Genomic DNA, 15,124 nt, shown 5'->3' with positions numbered 1-15,124 from the left:
GTCGGTTGTGTGCGAAATGATCTGCCGCATGAGTCACTTCGTCACGCGGTTCACCGCCGCGGCCGCCGCCTTCGTGCTGGGCGGCACGCTCCTCGTGCAGAGCCCGGCCGCGGCGGCCGTCGCCGCCCCCGCGGTCACCGCCCCCGCCGCCACGGCCGCGCCCCAGTTCAAGGCCGTGGTCTACTACCAGAAGTACCTCCGCCGGGGCGGCTACGCGACCTACAAACTCAAGATCACCAACAAGGGGTACGAGGGCCAGGCGTACGCCCTGCTCGCCGGGGCCTTCCCGGCCGGGACACGCAAGATCAAGGTGATCAGCAAGCCGCGGAGCATCACCTGCGACGTCGAGGGCCGTGCCCTCGGCTGCTGGATCGCCTCCCTGGACAACGGCGACACCACCACGCTGACGGTCCGCGCCTGGCTCTCGCCGTCCAAGCGCGGCACCTACACCACGCAGTTCGGCGTGACCTACGCCGACAGCCCGGACGTGGACGTGGACGAGCTGATCGACGAGATGCGCTTCAAGAAGTTCAAGAGCAAGGTCGTGTGACGCCCGCTCCGGCTCACGACCGGACCGCATGAGGGACGCTCCACCCGGGTCACGACCCGGCCCGGGTGACCGCGTAGCCGAAGAGCGTGTCCCCGGCGGCGGTGGCGAAGGTTCTCGCCGTCGCCGGGCGCAGGCCCGGGTAGGCCCCCTTGCGCAGGCTCCCGCGCAGCAGGGTGAGCCTGCCCTCGCCCGGCGCCGCGACGACCAGGTCCCGTCCGGGGACGGCGGCCAGAGCGGAGCCGAAGTCCCCGCCGCGACCGGTGACCAGCAGGTTGTTCTTCTTCGTCAGCCCGCCGGACCGGGTGCCGGCGAGCACCTGGACGGCGTTCTCGCCCGGCACCCCGATCGCCAGCTCGTCGTCGCCGTCGCCGTTGAAGTCCCCGGCGGCCAGCGCCGCGCCGAACCGGTCGGAGTAGCGCGGACGGCCCTTCAGCCCCCGCTGCGACCAGGCCTCGGAGGTCGCGGTCCGCAGCCCCCCGCGGGCGCCGTAGACGACCACCACGGTGCCGTCGCCGTAGTCCATCGCCCGCTGGTCGGCGGTCAGCCCCTCGCCGGGCACCCCGATCGCCAGGTCCGCGCGGCCGTCGGCGTTGAAGTCGCCGGTGGCCAGCGCCGCGCCGAACAGATCCCACGCCTCGGCGCGGCCGGTGATCCACGGACTGTCCTGGGTGAGCTGCACCGCCCGGCGCCGCCGGACGTCGAGCACGGTGACCGACCCCTGGCCGTTCTTCAGGATCGTGTCGGCGGGCGCGCCCGCAGCGATCTCGGCCCGGCCGTCGCCGTCGAAGTCCCCGGTCGCCAGGACCAGGCCGAACTGGTCGGTCTTCCGCTCGGACTGGTCCACCCAGCCGCTGTCCTGCGTGATCACGTACGGCTTGCGCCCCCGGTGCCCGTAGACCCCGACGCCGCCCCCGCCCAGCCCGGGAACCCCGATCACCAGCTCGTCGTCGCCGTCCCCGTCCAGGTCCCCGGCGGCCAGCGCGGCCCCGAACCGGTCAGGGCCGCGCTGGCGCCCGAGGTCCCCGGAGTCGATCACCTCGCCGGGGCGCAGGCCGTCCGGCGAGCCCCGGAAGAGCTGCACGGCCCCCTTGCCGTCGGAGCCGGGACCCGGCCGGTCCTCCTCGGAGACACCCACGGCCAGGTCGGCGCAGCCGTCGCCGTCGAAGTCCCCGGCCGCCACCGCCGAGCCGAACGCGTCCCCGGCCTCCGCCTCGCCGGGCACGCCGGGACCGTCCTGGGTGAGCCGCCGCTCGGCGCGCATGCCGTACAGGACCGTGACGGATCCGGCCCGTGAGCGGCCGCCCACCGTCGCGTACGGCGCGGCGATCGCGAGGTCGGCGCGGCCGTCGCCGTCGAAGTCGGAGGGCACGCCGGAGCAGGCCCGCGCGACGAGGGAGACCGGGACGGGGGAGGCGGGCCCGGAGACGGCCGGAGCGGGGGAGGCGGGGGTCGCGAGGATGGCGGGGGCGAGGACGGCAGAGGCGAGGAGCGCGGCTCTCATACCCGGGATGGTTCCCGGCGTCGCGGACACGCGACCCACCGGGACATGAAATCCACGTGACCGGGGTGAGTAGAGCACGTGCCGGGATTCCGGGAGCGCGCGTGCCAGGATGGGGACATGGACATCGACCTGGCCGATCTCGGATTCTGGCGGCGTCCCCTCGCGGAGCGTCACGAGGCGTTCACCCGGCTGCGACGCCTGGACACGCCGGTTTTCTTCGAGGAGAAGCGGGTGCCGCTGCTCCGCTCCGGCAAGGGGTTCTACGCGCTGGTCCGCCACGCCGACGTGGTGGAGGCCAGCCGCAACGCCAAGGTGTTCTCCAGCGAGCCCGCGGTGACCAACCCCGAGCCGCCGGGCTGGGTCAAGCACGTCTTCGGCGAGTCGATGGTCAACATGGACGACCCCCGGCACGCCCGGCTGCGCCGCATCGTCTCCCGCGCGTTCAGCCCGAAGATGCTCTCCAACCTGCAGGGCGACATCGACAAGGCGTGCACGCGGATCGTCGACGACGTGGTGGCGGCCGGTCCCGGCGGCGACTTCGTCACCCGGGTGGCCGCCCGGCTGCCCATCCACGTCATCTGCGACATGATGGGCATCCCCGACGCCATGCGGGAAAAGGTCCACCGGCACGTCGACGTCTCCACCGCCTACACCGGGGTACGGCCCAGCCTGCCGCAGACCCTCCGGATGGCCGGGCAGAACATGCTCGCCCTGCTGGCGCTGCAGCGCATGGTGATCGAGCTGGGCCGGGAGCGCGCCCGCGAGCCCCGCGGCGACCTGGTCTCGGCGCTGGTCACCGCGAACGTGGACGGCGAGAGGCTGACCGACCGCGAGCTGGGCTCGTTCTTCGCCCTGCTGCTCGTCGCGGGCAACGAGACCGCCCGCAACACCATGGCGCACGGCATCAGGCTGCTCACCGACAACCCGGACCAGCGCGAGCTGCTGCTGGCGGACTTCGACGGGCGCATCGGCGGCGCGATCGAGGAGATGGTCCGGCACGTCTCGCCCATCATGCAGTTCCGCCGCACCGTCACCCAGGACTACGACCTGCGCGGCCTGCATCTGAAACCCGGCGACAAGGTCGTGCTCTTCTACGGCTCCGCCAACCGCGACGAGGCGGTCTTCCCCGATCCGGACCGCTTCGACATCACCCGCGACGCCAAGGCCCACGTCGGCTTCGGCGGCCCCGGCCCGCACTTCTGCCTGGGCGCCAACCTGGCCCGCCAGGAGATCCGCACCATGTTCCGGGAGCTGTTCACCCGCCTCCCCGGCATCCGCTCGGTGGGCGAGCCGGAACTGCTGCTGTCCAACTTCGACAACAGCGTCCGCACCCAGCGCTTCACCTTCTGACCCCGTGGCGGTCGCCATCGTTACCGCCGTGACGCCTGGTACCGGTCGCCCGGCTGGCAGACGGCTGAAGCCGAGGCGGACACCGTCTCGCGCCTTCTGTTCCCGACTCGCGACCCATGCGGTCTCCCGGCATGAGTCAGAGGACGGGAAGGCTGATGTGCCACCGGTAGACCAGGGCCATGCCCCGCTCGGATGTGATCACGTCTTTGATCCGTGCGGGACGGAGACCGCCGGGAGCCTGCGGATCGGGGACCGTCCACGTGGGTGCTTCCGCCGGTCCGTTCCAGGGTGTCTCGGCGATGTCGCGGAGCCGCAGCCGTGCCATGTGCCACATCCTGCGGCGGAAGCCGTCCACCGTACGGGCGGCCATCTGGAAGCGGTAGAACCAGTGCCAGCCGCGGAACACGTCGAACTCCTCCACCACCTGCGGCAGCTCCCGCATGGGACCGTTCTCCTGCGGGACGGTCGGCCGGGAGACGTATTTGCGCTGGTTCGCATAGAACAGATCCTTGCCGTTCTGCCCCCAGTCGGTGGCGACGTCGAGCCCGAACCGGCCGACGGCCCGATCGAAGGCGCTCCGGTCGGCGGCCCGCAGATAGCTGAGGAAACCCCACAGCTCGCCGTCCCCACGGGGGTTCCCTCGGAGGCCGTGCCGGCCGCGCCCGCCGTCCAGTGGCACGGGCCCAGTGACATGAACGCGGTGTCGTAGGCGTTGAGCCCGTCGAAATAACCGACGGCCTCGACCTCGCTCACCGCGCGCACCACCTTGTACGTGCTGAGGCCACGTCGCTCGGCGGCGTCCACGAGCTGCTGCAGTGTGGGCCCCGAACTGTCGCCGCGAACGGGCGGCAGGTGCTCGGGCAGCAGTTCCGCCTCCGGACGCCACGTGTGACCGGCGTCGGGGGTGGCTCGCGGGCCCGCCCAGACTGTCGCGTATGTGGCCCAGTCGCCCGTCACATCCAGTTCCGGGCGGGACGGGACCACAGGCGGGCGATCAGGGCGGTGCCACGTGCGCGTCAGGTCCCGGACGTAGAAACGCGGCTCGTTCGTGGCGACCTCACGATGTCCCCATACGTTGTCGGCACGCCGGGCGGGCCGGCCATCGGCGGCCGGGATCGTGTGGATGCGCTCGGGTTGTCCCTCCCGGAGCCGCCACGCCTCCACCACGATCGGGCAGCGCCGCCTCTTCTGCTTCCATCGGCGCAGGACGAAACGGGTCCATGGGTTGACGACGCCGGTGGCCGTTCCCGCGTACCGCTCGTAGAAGAAGGCGGGAACCGGAGTGAGCCGGTCAGACCAGCGGATCGGTTCCACCTGCGTGCCGGTTGTGTGATCGGCGGCCGCGGTGTCCTCCACGCCGCGCGTCACGATCAGCGCGCCGTCCGCCGCGATGCCGGTGACCTCCATGATCTCGGTCTCGACGCGCACCCGGAACGGCGGGACATCCGGGAACGCGGCGGCCGGCCCTGCCTTGACCGAACCGCTCCCCGCCGTCGTGTCCTCCAGCAGGGCCGCCGCGTCGGGGAGGCGCTGGGCGGCGGAGAGGAGTACGGCGAGCAGCCAGGCGAAGACCTGGTCGAGATCTTCCAACATGAGAGTCACCTGTCGTCGAGGCACGCGTGTTGGCTCCGTCCGGCCGACGATAGGCGCGAGCGCGTGGCCCCGCCTCGGGGAACGCACTAGGGAAAACTCTGGGATCAGGCGTCGGTGTCCTTCGGATGACGTGGTGAGGCGTAGACGAGATGGACGGTCCGGCGAGACTCGTCAACGAGATAACGCACCCGGCCACCGGCGGTGACTTCATACTCCCACTGCGGATATTCGCGCCCGCCCAATGTCCCGGTAGCGAGACGGCCGCGCAGCCGGTGCTGCCGGTCCGGTTCCTCCTGAGACAGTGGATCCGCGCGCAACGCCTCGAAGCACCGCCGGGTGTTGCCCGCCGCCTCGGCGCACAGGTCGATCCAGCCCTTGGCCGCCTCGCTGGTGGCGAACCGCAGCTGCCATTCGTCACCCACCGGCGGCGGAGCCGCGGCATCGCCGCGTTTCGGGCTCACGGCGCGGTCACCTCGCCGTAGTCCTCCCCCGGCAGCGGGCGAGTGAGTTGTGCGGTCAGTGCGGGATCGGCCAGGATCCGGGCGGTGGAACGCCACTCGACGATGACCCGGTGCAAGGTGGCATGGACGTCCAGATCGACCGCGTCTCGCGTGGCGTCGACGAGTTCCTGGACGAACTCGCGCCTCTCGTCCGCGGACAGGTGCCGCACCCAGGGGAAGACCGCGGGCAGCGCGTGCAGGACCGCGCGGACGCCCTCGTCACTGGCCAGGAGTGCGGCGATCATGCGGGCGGCGACATCCGCCGTCTCCTCACGCTGACGGTCGTGCCGGGCCGTGGAGATGAACAGGTCTTCTCCGTCGCGGCGTTTGACATGCACGCGGTGGAACCGGTCGATGGTCTCGGCGACCTGCTTGGAGTGCTTCGAGAGGTCGGAGAACGGAACAGTCGGCATGGCCATGTCACACCGTACTTCGGAACACATTCCGAAGTAAAGAACACCCGAGTCGGTCATCGTGGGACTCGAACCCGCGACCAAGGGATTATGAGTCTCCTGCTCGGCCGCGGGCGGGGGTCAGGGGTGGGCCGGAGGGACGGGTTCCGCTCCGCGGGCCGCGCCGGCGGGGGTGGCCGGTGGTGGGGCATCGACCGGGCAGCTCATGCAGGGCTCGGAGGCGATCAGGACGTTCTCCCGGATGGTGAGGAAGGTGATCAGCGCGGAGACCGCCATCATCGCCGCGCCGATCAGCATCGTCGCGCGGAAGCCCGAGGTGAACACGCTCGCGGAGGTGAAGGCGTCGCCGGTCAGGCCCACCAGCGGCGGGATCGCGGCCACCGCGAGCAGCCCGCCGGTGCGGGCCACCGCGTTGTTGACGCCGCTGGCCACCCCGGCGTACCGGTCCTCGGCGGTGGCGAGCACGGTCGAGGTGAGCGGGGCCACCGCCGCGGACAGGCCCAGGCCGAACAGCGACGTCGGCAGCAGCACGTCCGCCACGTAGCCGGAGCCCTCCCCGATCCGGGCCATCCAGAGCAGCGCGGCGGCGCAGAGCAGGATGCCCGCGGTCATCGGGATCCGCGGCCCGATCCGCTTGGCCAGCTCGCCGGCCCGGGCCGACAGCAGCAGCATCAGGACCGTGATCGGGATCATCGAGGATCCGGCCGTCAGCGGCGAGAATCCCGCGGAGACCTGGAGCTGGACGACCAGCAGGAAGAACACCACGCCCATCGCGGCGTACATGACGAAGGTGACCACGTTGACGGCGGTGAACACGCGGGAGGAGAACACCCCGACCGGCACCAGCGCCCGCGGCGAGCGCCGGATCTGCGACCCGACGAACACCGCGCCGAGGACCGCGCCCGCCACGAGGGGGAGCACCTGGAGATCGATGAGGCCGTAGGTGATCCCGGCCAGGGACAGGGCGGCCAGCGCCGCGCCGAGCACGTCGAAGCGCCCGGTGGCCTCGGTGTCCCTGCTCTCCGGCACGTGCCGCACGGTCACCGCCACGACGAGCGCGGCCAGCGGAAGATTGATCAGGAACACCCACCGCCAGCCGGCCGTGTCCACCAGCCACCCGCCGAGCAGCGGCCCGACCGCCGCCGCGACCCCGCCCAGCCCCGACCAGGCGCCGATGGCCCGGGGCCGGTCCTCGCGGTCGAAGGACGCCTGGATGATCGCCAGGGAGCCCGGGGTGAGCAGCGCCCCGCCGACGCCCTGCAGCGCCCGGGCCGCGATCAGCGTCTCCACGTTGGGCGCCAGGCCGCACAGGGCCGAGGCGAGCGCGAACCAGACGACGCCGACGAGGAAGACCTTGCGCCTGCCGTACCGGTCGCCGAGCGAGCCGCCGAGGAGGATCAGGCCCGCCAGCGTGAGCGTGTAGGCGTTGACCGTCCACTGGAGACCGGCCATGTCGGCGCCGAGCGCCGTGCCGAGCGTGGGCAGCGCCACGTTGACGACCGTGCCGTCCAGCATGGCGACCCCCGAGCCGAGCACGGTGGCGAGCAGGACCCACCGGCCGGCGGGCGAGGCGAACCGGATGTGGCCGTTGTCCATGGCGCCCGTCCTTCCCGATGCCCGCGATGATCATCCGCGGCGTCCGGTGATCCGTCGTGACAGGAGATCCGCAACAACGGAGGCCGCCTTCTGATTCCCGATCACCGGCGGCCGCGCACCCGGGCGGCGGGCCCGGGTATGTGAGAGGAAACGTCGGCTATCTCTGGTAGGACATGATCCGTTGTGTTCTCGCCTCCCAGGAGCCACGGATGGACCACCTCGATCTTCATGTCCGCGCGGCCGGTTCCGGCCGGTGCGGCGCTCCGGCGCCGCGTCGTCGGGACGGAGCGGTCCGATGACGCGTGGCGGTCTGAGCAGGTTCCGCACCCCTGAGGTGGAACAGTTCCCCTGCCTCGCCGACGTGGAGGAGGAAGCGGAGGAACCCTCCCGAGCCGAGGCGTGGTCGCTCTGGCTGAACGAGTACTACGACGACGGCGAGGAGCCCTTCGCCGACTACTTCGCCCGTTTCCTCGACGAGGTGGACACCACCGTGATCCGCCAGTTGATCTTCGAGCTGTGGGGGTCGCCGCATGCGTCGTCGGAGGAGGCCGTACGGCTGCTCACCGGGGCCGCCGACCGCTTCCCGGCTCTGCGCCTGGTGGCGCTCGGCGACATCCCCGCCGACGAGTGCGAGATCTCCTGGATCGAGCAGTCCGACGTCACCCCGCTGCTGGAGGCGTTCCCCCGCCTGGAGGCGCTGGAGGTCAGGGGAGGAGACAAGCTGGTGCTCCGCCCCGTCCGGCACGAGAGTCTCAGAGTCCTGAGGTTCGAGAGCGGCGGCCTGCCCGGGCACGTGGTGCGCGCGACGGGCGCGTGCGACCTGCCCGCGCTGGAACACCTGGAGATGTGGCTCGGCGTCGAAAGGTACGGCGGCGACGCCACGGCGGCCGACCTGGAGCCGATCCTGTCGGGCGAGCGGCTGCCCGCCCTGCGGCACCTGGGGCTGCAGGACAGCGCGATGCAGGACGAGATCGCGGCGGCGGTGGCGACGGCTCCGGTCGTCGCACGGCTGGAGTCGCTCGCCCTGTCGATGGGCGTGCTGACCGACGAGGGCGCCGAGGCGCTGCTGTCCGGCCAGCCGCTGACCCACCTCAAACGCCTGGACCTGCACCACCACTTCCTGAGCGACGCCATGACGGAGCGGGTCCGCGCGGCGCTCCCGGGGGTCGAGGTGGATCTGTCCGATGGCCGGAGAGAGGGCCGGGACGACTGGCGCTACGTGGCGGTCGCCGAGTGAACGGCCGCACGGCGGGGTGAGCCGGGACGGTCTCCGCACGGCCGGCGGGCGGGCCGGTGCGAGCCGGGACGGTCGCCGCGCGGACGGCGGATGGCGGACGGGCCGGGGCGGGGCGGCTGACGGCTCCCCTCCGAAACGCCGCGGTCGCTCCTGCGAGGGGCGAGCCGAATGCGCCCGAGTGCCGGCGATCTCTGATAGGACATGGGTCGTCGTCCCCTCCAGCAGGCAAAGGAACGCAGATGACCGACGAGGACCTGACGGAGGGCGTCACCTGGCGCCTGGCCGCCGACCCCTTCGACCACGGGAAGAAGGAGGAAGAGGCCGTTCCCGCGATCCAGCGGGAGTTCGAGGCGTTCATGGCCGGCCGCGACCCCGGCCGCGTGCGCGAGATCGTCGTGGGCTGGTGGGGAGCCGGATACCGGGGGCACAGTTCCGAGCTGCCGGTCAGGCTGCTGAGCGAGGCGGGCGACCGGCTGAGGAACGTGCGCTCGATCTTCCTCGGTGACATCGAGCAGGAGGAGGCGGAGATCTCCTGGATCGAGCACGGCGACGTCACCCCGCTGCTGGAGGCGTTCCCGAAGCTGGAGCACCTGCACGTCCGAGGGGGCAGCGGCCTGCGGCTGCGGCCGGTCCGGCACGGGGCGCTGCGGACGTTGTGGTTCGAGAGCGGCGGCCTGCCCGCCGAGGTCGTCCGGGCGGTCGGCGCGTCGGAGTTCCCCGCGCTGGAGGATCTGGACCTGTGGCTCGGCGTCGAGGAGTACGGCGGCGACGCCACCGTGGCCGACCTGGGGCCGATCCTGTCCGGTGAGCGGCTGCCCGCCCTGCGCTGCCTGGGGCTGCAGGACAGCGAGATCCAGGATGAGATCGCGGCGGCGGTGGCGACGGCTCCGGTGGTGGCCCGGCTGGAGACGCTCGCCCTCGCCATGGGCACGCTGACCGACGCGGGCGCCGAGGCGCTGCTGACCGGCCAGCCGCTGACCCACCTGCGGCGGTTGGATCTGAGCCACCACTTCCTGAGCGAGGAGATGGCGGAGCGGCTCCGCGCGGCGCTCCCGGGAGTCGAGGTCGACCTGTCCGACCGCCAGGAGGCCGACGAGGACGACTGGCGCTACGTCGCGATCTCCGAATGAGGAGCGCCCGTCAGGCCCTGGAGTGTCGGTGATCTCTGGTAGGACAGGGTCCATTGTCCCCGCCGCTCAGGAGCCATGGATGGACCACACCGAGTTCAACGATCGTGTCGACAACCTCTCCCGGGGAAGCTACGCCGGTCTGCCGATCGCGGCGGTGCCCGACGAGGAGGACACGGAGATCCCGGCCGCGGGCGGGACGGCGTGGCGGCTCTCGGTCGAGACCTACGACGCCGAGGAGACCTTCGCGGAGCAGTTCGCTCGCTTCCTGGAGAAGGTGGACGCCTCCGCCGTCAAGGCGATCATCATCGGCGAGTGGGAGGACGCCTACGAGGAGAGCAGCGCGATGATCGTCCGGCTGCTCGCGGACAACGCGCATCGCCTCCCGGAGCTGCGCTCGATCTTCCTGGGCGCGATGGAGGGGGAGGAGTGCGAGATCTCCTGGATCCAGCAGGGCGATGTGACGCCGCTGCTGGAGGAGTTCCCGCTGCTGGAGCGGCTGGAGGTGCGCGGGGGCAGCGGACTGGAGCTGCGGCCGGTGCGCCACGAGGCGCTCAAGGTCCTGCGGTTCGAGTCGGGCGGGCTGCCCGCCGGGGTGGTCCGGACGGTCGGTGAGTCGGAGTTTCCCGCGCTGGAGTACCTGGAGGTCTGGCTCGGCGTCGAGCAGTACGGCGGCGACGCCCGGGTGGCGGACCTGCGGGAGATCCTCGCCGGTGAGCGGCTGCCGTCGCTGCGGCATCTGGGGCTGCAGGACAGCGAGGCCCAGGACGAGATCGCCGCCGCGGTGGCGTCGGCCCCGGTGGTGGCCCGGCTGGAGTCGCTGTCGCTGTCGATGGGCATGCTGACCGACGCGGGCGCCGAGGCGCTGCTGTCGGGTCAGCCGCTGACCCACCTCAAGCGCCTGGACCTGCACCACCACTACCTGAGCGACACCATGATGAAGCGGGTCCGCGAGACCCTGCCGGGAGTGGAGATCGACCTGTCCGATCAGGAGGACATCGACAACGACTGGCGCTACGTGGCGGTCGCCGAATGAACGGCGCCGGTCAGGACCTGAGGCGCCGGCCAAGTCTTGAGGCGTCGTCTATTCCTCGTAGGACACGTTTGTCTGGTAGGACACGGTCCGTCGTGTTTTTCCTGACAGGAGCCGTGGATGGATTACTCCGAGTTCAACGACCGCGTCAGCGGCCTCTCCGAGGGGATCTACGCCGGTCTGCCGATCGCGCCGGTGCCCGGTGAGGCGGACACGGAGATCCCGGCGGCGGGTGAGACGGCGTGGCGGATCGCGAGGGACGTCTTCGACAGGGAGGAGTCCTTCGAGCGCCGGTTCATCCGCCTCCTGGAGAAGGCGGACGCCTCCGCCATCAAAGCGATCATCGCCGGAATGTGGCATGTCCACGGGGAGAGCAGCGCCGAGGTCGTCGGGCTGCTCGTGGACAACGCGCATCGCCTCCCGGAGCTGCGCTCGATCTTCCTGGGCGCGATGACGAGCGAGGAGTGCGAGATCTCCTGGATCGAGCAGAGTGACGTCACGCCGTTGCTGGAGGCGTTCCCGCTGCTGGAGCGGCTGGAGGTGCGCGGGGGCAGCGGTCTGAGACTGCGGCCGGTGCGCCATGAGGCGCTCAAGGTCCTGCGGTTGGAGTCGGGGGGCCTGCCCCCCGAGGCGGTGCGGGGGGTGGGCGCGTGCGACCTGCCCGCGCTGGAGTATCTGGAGCTGTGGCTGGGCGTCTCCGACTACGGCGGCGACGCCACGGTGGAAGACCTGGAGCCCATCCTGTCCGGTGAGCGGCTGCCGTCGCTGCGGCATCTGGGGCTGCAGGACAGCGAGATCCAGGACGAGATCGCCGCCGCCGTGGCGGTGGCCCCGGTGGTGGCCCGGCTGGAAGGGCTGGCGCTGTCGATGGGCACGCTGGGCGACGCGGGCGCCGAGGCGCTGCTGTCCGGTCAGCCGCTGACCCACCTCAAGCGCCTGGACCTGCACTGTCACTATCTGAGTGACGCGATGATGGAACGCCTGGGGAACGCTCTTCCCGGGGCGGACCTGTCGCAGCAGGCCGACCTCGCCAGGACCGGGGGCGAGCGTTACGTCGCCGTGTCGGAGTGATCCCGTACGGATCCGCCCGAGGCATCGGCGATGTCAGGAGTGTCGGCAGTCTCTGGTAGGACATGGTCCGTCGTTTTTCACCCCCGGGAGCCCTGGAATGGACTGTTCCGAGTTCGACGACCACGTCGGGAACCTCACGAGGGAATCTACGCGTATGGAGTTCCCGGCATGAACATCTTCGACGGGGCGGACGGCTTCGCCCCCATGCAGCGCCGCCGTGAGAGCTATGCGGGCCTGCCGCTCTTCCGCGTCCACAAGGGGATCACCGCGGAACCGCCGCCGCCGGAGACCGTCGCCTGGGCCCTGCAGGTGGTCGAGTTCCGCACCTCCGAGGGCACCTTCGAAACGCTCCTGCGCCGGTTCCTCGAGAACGTCGACACCACCCGGGTGACGGCACTCGTCATCTCCTCCTGGGAGGAGCCCCACACCGAGAGCGCCGACCTGGTCGTCGCCGCGCTCGCCGAGAACGCCGCCGCGTTCCCCGCGCTCAGGGCGCTCTTCCTGGGGGACATGTCGTACGAGCAGTGTGAGATCTCCTGGATCAAACAGGGTGACGTCACGCCGTTGCTGGAGGCGTTCCCGCTGCTGGAGCGGCTGGAGGTGCGCGGGGGCAGCGGTCTGCGGCTGCGGCCGGGGCGCCACGAGGCGCTCAAGGTCCTGCGCTTCGAGTCGGGCGGGCTGCCCGCCGGGGTCGTGCGGGCGGTCGGCGCGTCGGACTTCCCCGCGCTGGAGCACCTCGAACTGTGGCTCGGCATCTCCGAGTACGGCGGGAACGCCACCGTGGCCGACCTCGCCGGGATCCTGTCGGGCGAGCGGCTGCCGTCACTGCGCCGTCTCGGTCTGCAGGACAGCGAGATCCAGGACGAGATCGCGGCGGCGGTGGCGTCGGCTCCGGTGGTGGCCCGGTTGGAAGGGCTGGCGCTGTCGATGGGCACGCTGGGCGACGCGGGCGCCGAGGCGCTGCTGGCCGGTCAGCCGCTGACCCACCTGCGCGTGCTCGACCTGCACCACCACTACCTCGGTACGGCGATGCAGGAGCGGATCACGGCCGCGCTGCCCGGCGTGCGGGTGGACATGAGCGATGAGATCGACCTCGCCGAGCGCTTCGGATTCGTCTATGACGATGAAGACGAAGACGAATGGGACGAGAGCGATCGGTTCGTGGCGGTCGCCGAATGAGCGACCCGGCCCTGGCGGTCGTCGGGACGCCGGGGGACCGGCGGGTGACGATGTTCGCCGACGCCTGCGTCCGGTACGGCCTGCCCGCGCCGCGCGTGGTCCCGTGGGCCTCCGTGCTCCGGGGCGAGGAGATCGTGCTGGAGCCCGGCACGCTCGTGCGGATCGACTCGCCCGGCGAGGACGCCGAGACCGACGCGCTGCTGCGCGGTCCCGGCGAGCCGTCCCGCGTCGGCGGGGGAGCGCGCTGGCACGCCGCGTTCACCGCCGGGACGGCGCGGGTGCGGGAGGCCGTGGAACGCACGCCCGGGGCGGTGCTGCTCGGTGACGTCGACGAGATCGCGGTCATGTTCGACAAGCGGCTCTGCCACGCGCGGCTGTCGGCGGCCGGAGTGCCGGTGCCGCCCGCGCTGCCCGGGCCGGTGGAGGACTACCGCTCGCTGCGCGAGCGGATGGACCGGGCCGGGTGGGGGCGGGTGTTCGTCAAGCCCGCGCACGGCTCGTCGGCGTCCGGGGTGATCGCCCTGCACGCCGCCGGGAGCCGGGTCCTGGCGGTGACGTCGGCGGCGCTGTCCTCGGGGGAGCTGTACAACTCGCTGCGGGTGCGCCGCTACGAGGACGAGGCCGACCTGGCGGTGATCGTCGACCGGCTGGCCGGGGACGGGCTCCACGTCGAGCGCTGGTTCCCCAAGGCGGGCATGGACGGGCTCACGTTCGACCTGCGGGTGGTCGTCGTGGCCGGCAGGCCCACGCACGCGGTGGTCCGCGCGAGCCGTGCCCCCATGACCAACCTGCACCTGGGCGGGTCTCGCGGCGACCTCGGCGCGGTCCGCGCCCGGCTCGGCGAGGACGGGTGGGAGCGGGTGCTGGACGCCTGCTCGCGGGCGGCGGCCTGCTTCCCCGGGAGCCCGGCGGCCGGGGTCGATGTGATGATCGGCGCCGACTGGACGTCGGTCGCGGTGGCGGAGGTCAACGCCTTCGGCGACCTGCTGCCCGGCCTGACCGGCTTCCCCGGGAGCGGCGCCGAGGACCTGGACGCCTACGACACCCAGGTCCGGGCGATGATGGGGAGCACATGCGGGACATGAACACGATCGTGGGGAGCCACGATCTGCTGCTGGTGACGCTCGACACGCTCCGCTACGACGCGGCCGACGAGCTGGTCCGGGCGGGACGGCTGCCGAACCTGGCGCGGGCGCTGCCCGGCGGGCGGTGGGAGCGGCGGCACAGCCCGGGGAGCTTCACCTACGCCGCGCACGCCGCGATCCTCGCCGGGTTCCTGCCGACGCCCGCCGCGCCCGGCCCGCACCCCCGGCTGTTCGCCGCCACGTTCCCGGGCAGCGAGACCACGGCGGAGGGGACCTGGGTGTTCGACGCGCCCGACCTGCCCGCGGGGCTGGCGGGGGCGGGCTACCACACGGTCTGCGTCGGCGGCGTGGGCTTCTTCAACAAGCTCACCCCGCTCGGGTCGGTCCTGCCCGGGATGTTCGCCGAGAGCCACTGGGAGCCGGGGTACGGCGTCGCCTCGCCGACCTCGTTCGAGCAGCAGGTCGCGTGCGCGGAGCGGGCGGTCGCGCGGGCGAGGGCGGAGACGGGCGGGCCGGTCTTCCTGTTCGTCAACGTCTCGGCGCTGCACCAGCCGAACTGGTTCCACCTGCCCGGGGCGGCCCGCGAGCACGGGGACGGCCCGGAGAGCCACGCCGCCGCGCTGGAGTACGTGGACCGGCACATCGGCAGGTTGTTCGCGCTGGTGAGCCGGGAGCGGCCGGGGTTCGCGATCGTCTGCTCCGATCACGGTACGGCCTACGGTGAAGACGGATATGTCGGGCATCGGATCGGCCACGAGGTGGTCTGGACGGTGCCGTACGGAGAGTTCGAACTGGAGCGGGGAGCGTGGCGGTGACGGCAAGGTCCGGGCGGGCGCTGGAGATCATCGAGGCGGCTCCGGCACCCGGTGCGGCGGCGACCCCGCCGGGG

At 71.9% G+C, this 15,124-nt stretch carries 14 protein-coding genes; 9 read left to right on the top strand and 5 right to left on the bottom strand.

Going from position 1 to position 15,124, the window contains the following annotated elements; genetic code table 11:
* The first annotated feature begins 28 nt into the window (after positions 1 to 28).
* Positions 29 to 550, top strand: coding sequence for a DUF11 domain-containing protein (locus Plo01_RS01260; RefSeq protein WP_203888561.1), 522 nt, complete (start codon positions 29 to 31; stop codon positions 548 to 550).
* A 49-nt stretch (positions 551 to 599) separates the two neighbouring features.
* Here the strand turns inward: Plo01_RS01260 and Plo01_RS01255 are convergent, their stop codons facing one another.
* Positions 600 to 2,051: an FG-GAP and VCBS repeat-containing protein gene (locus Plo01_RS01255; RefSeq protein WP_239315732.1), complete on the bottom strand. Its 1,452-nt coding sequence runs from the start codon at positions 2,049 to 2,051 to the stop codon at positions 600 to 602.
* 117 nt (positions 2,052 to 2,168) lie between these two features.
* Between Plo01_RS01255 and Plo01_RS01250 the strand changes: the two genes are divergently transcribed.
* Positions 2,169 to 3,401 (top strand): cytochrome P450, encoded by a 1,233-nt coding sequence (locus tag Plo01_RS01250; RefSeq protein WP_203888560.1) that lies wholly within the window; start codon positions 2,169 to 2,171, stop codon positions 3,399 to 3,401.
* 136 nt (positions 3,402 to 3,537) lie between these two features.
* On the opposite strand, the gene Plo01_RS01245 is transcribed toward Plo01_RS01250, so the two are convergent.
* The 4 genes from Plo01_RS01245 to Plo01_RS01230 form a co-directional block, all read right to left on the bottom strand.
* Positions 3,538 to 4,080: a hypothetical protein gene (locus tag Plo01_RS01245; protein ID WP_203888559.1), complete on the bottom strand. Its 543-nt coding sequence runs from the start codon at positions 4,078 to 4,080 to the stop codon at positions 3,538 to 3,540.
* Positions 4,081 to 5,098: 1,018 nt separating this feature from the next.
* Positions 5,099 to 5,455 carry a hypothetical protein gene (locus Plo01_RS01240; protein ID WP_203888558.1) on the bottom strand — a complete coding sequence of 119 codons (357 nt, stop codon included), beginning with the start codon at positions 5,453 to 5,455 and terminating at the stop codon, positions 5,099 to 5,101.
* Positions 5,452 to 5,907, bottom strand: a complete 456-nt coding sequence (locus tag Plo01_RS01235) for a hypothetical protein (RefSeq protein ID WP_203888557.1) — start codon at positions 5,905 to 5,907, stop codon at positions 5,452 to 5,454. Before Plo01_RS01235 ends, Plo01_RS01240 begins: the two co-directional genes overlap by 4 nt.
* Positions 5,908 to 6,027: 120 nt before the next feature.
* Entirely contained in the window at positions 6,028 to 7,503 is a 1,476-nt protein-coding gene (locus Plo01_RS01230; protein WP_203888556.1) for an MFS transporter, read from the bottom strand.
* Positions 7,504 to 7,798: 295 nt separating this feature from the next.
* On the opposite strand from Plo01_RS01230, the gene Plo01_RS01225 reads away from it, so the two are divergent.
* The 7 genes from Plo01_RS01225 to Plo01_RS01195 all read left to right on the top strand — a co-directional run bounded on the left by Plo01_RS01225 (position 7,799) and on the right by Plo01_RS01195 (position 15,050).
* The gene (locus Plo01_RS01225) at positions 7,799 to 8,740 is read left to right on the top strand and encodes an STM4015 family protein (protein ID WP_203888555.1); all 942 of its coding nucleotides are present in this window, start codon (positions 7,799 to 7,801) and stop codon (positions 8,738 to 8,740) included.
* Positions 8,741 to 8,979: 239 nt separating this feature from the next.
* Positions 8,980 to 9,870 (top strand): STM4015 family protein, encoded by an 891-nt coding sequence (locus Plo01_RS01220; protein WP_203888554.1) that lies wholly within the window; start codon positions 8,980 to 8,982, stop codon positions 9,868 to 9,870.
* A 79-nt stretch (positions 9,871 to 9,949) separates the two neighbouring features.
* Complete coding sequence (locus tag Plo01_RS01215) at positions 9,950 to 10,903, top strand: STM4015 family protein (RefSeq protein ID WP_203888553.1); 954 nt, start codon at positions 9,950 to 9,952, stop codon at positions 10,901 to 10,903.
* Between the two features lie 117 nt (positions 10,904 to 11,020).
* A complete protein-coding gene (locus tag Plo01_RS01210) occupies positions 11,021 to 11,971 on the top strand; it encodes an STM4015 family protein (RefSeq protein ID WP_203888552.1) in 951 nt (316 codons plus the stop codon).
* A 168-nt stretch (positions 11,972 to 12,139) separates the two neighbouring features.
* A complete protein-coding gene (locus tag Plo01_RS01205; RefSeq protein ID WP_239315731.1) occupies positions 12,140 to 13,150 on the top strand; it encodes an STM4015 family protein in 1,011 nt (336 codons plus the stop codon).
* Positions 13,147 to 14,235 (top strand): STM4014 family protein, encoded by a 1,089-nt coding sequence (locus Plo01_RS01200; RefSeq protein WP_239315730.1) that lies wholly within the window; start codon positions 13,147 to 13,149, stop codon positions 14,233 to 14,235. The genes Plo01_RS01205 and Plo01_RS01200 overlap by 4 nt, the downstream gene beginning before the upstream one ends.
* Positions 14,232 to 15,050, top strand: coding sequence for an STM4013/SEN3800 family hydrolase (locus Plo01_RS01195; protein ID WP_203888550.1), 819 nt, complete (start codon positions 14,232 to 14,234; stop codon positions 15,048 to 15,050). Before Plo01_RS01200 ends, Plo01_RS01195 begins: the two co-directional genes overlap by 4 nt.
* Positions 15,051 to 15,124: the final 74 nt, after the last annotated feature.

Source organism: Planobispora longispora, from assembly GCF_016863135.1.
GTDB lineage: Bacteria > Actinomycetota > Actinomycetes > Streptosporangiales > Streptosporangiaceae > Planobispora > Planobispora longispora.
The sequence above is the reverse complement of the archived record's forward strand: the minus strand, read 5'-3'. Positions and strand labels throughout refer to the sequence as shown.

What these genes read in the sequence shown, in the direction of transcription:
- Plo01_RS01260 (WP_203888561.1), top strand. Translation starts at nt 29, where the DNA reads ATGAGTCACTTCGTCACGCGGTTCACCGCCGCGGCCGCCGCCTTCGTG.
- Plo01_RS01255 (WP_239315732.1), bottom strand. Translation starts at nt 2,051, where the DNA reads ATGAGAGCCGCGCTCCTCGCCTCTGCCGTCCTCGCCCCCGCCATCCTC.
- Plo01_RS01250 (WP_203888560.1), top strand. Translation starts at nt 2,169, where the DNA reads ATGGACATCGACCTGGCCGATCTCGGATTCTGGCGGCGTCCCCTCGCG.
- Plo01_RS01235 (WP_203888557.1), bottom strand. Translation starts at nt 5,907, where the DNA reads ATGCCGACTGTTCCGTTCTCCGACCTCTCGAAGCACTCCAAGCAGGTC.
- Plo01_RS01230 (WP_203888556.1), bottom strand. Translation starts at nt 7,503, where the DNA reads ATGGACAACGGCCACATCCGGTTCGCCTCGCCCGCCGGCCGGTGGGTC.
- Plo01_RS01225 (WP_203888555.1), top strand. Translation starts at nt 7,799, where the DNA reads ATGACGCGTGGCGGTCTGAGCAGGTTCCGCACCCCTGAGGTGGAACAG.
- Plo01_RS01220 (WP_203888554.1), top strand. Translation starts at nt 8,980, where the DNA reads ATGACCGACGAGGACCTGACGGAGGGCGTCACCTGGCGCCTGGCCGCC.
- Plo01_RS01215 (WP_203888553.1), top strand. Translation starts at nt 9,950, where the DNA reads ATGGACCACACCGAGTTCAACGATCGTGTCGACAACCTCTCCCGGGGA.
- Plo01_RS01210 (WP_203888552.1), top strand. Translation starts at nt 11,021, where the DNA reads ATGGATTACTCCGAGTTCAACGACCGCGTCAGCGGCCTCTCCGAGGGG.
- Plo01_RS01205 (WP_239315731.1), top strand. Translation starts at nt 12,140, where the DNA reads ATGAACATCTTCGACGGGGCGGACGGCTTCGCCCCCATGCAGCGCCGC.
- Plo01_RS01200 (WP_239315730.1), top strand. Translation starts at nt 13,147, where the DNA reads ATGAGCGACCCGGCCCTGGCGGTCGTCGGGACGCCGGGGGACCGGCGG.
- Plo01_RS01195 (WP_203888550.1), top strand. Translation starts at nt 14,232, where the DNA reads ATGAACACGATCGTGGGGAGCCACGATCTGCTGCTGGTGACGCTCGAC.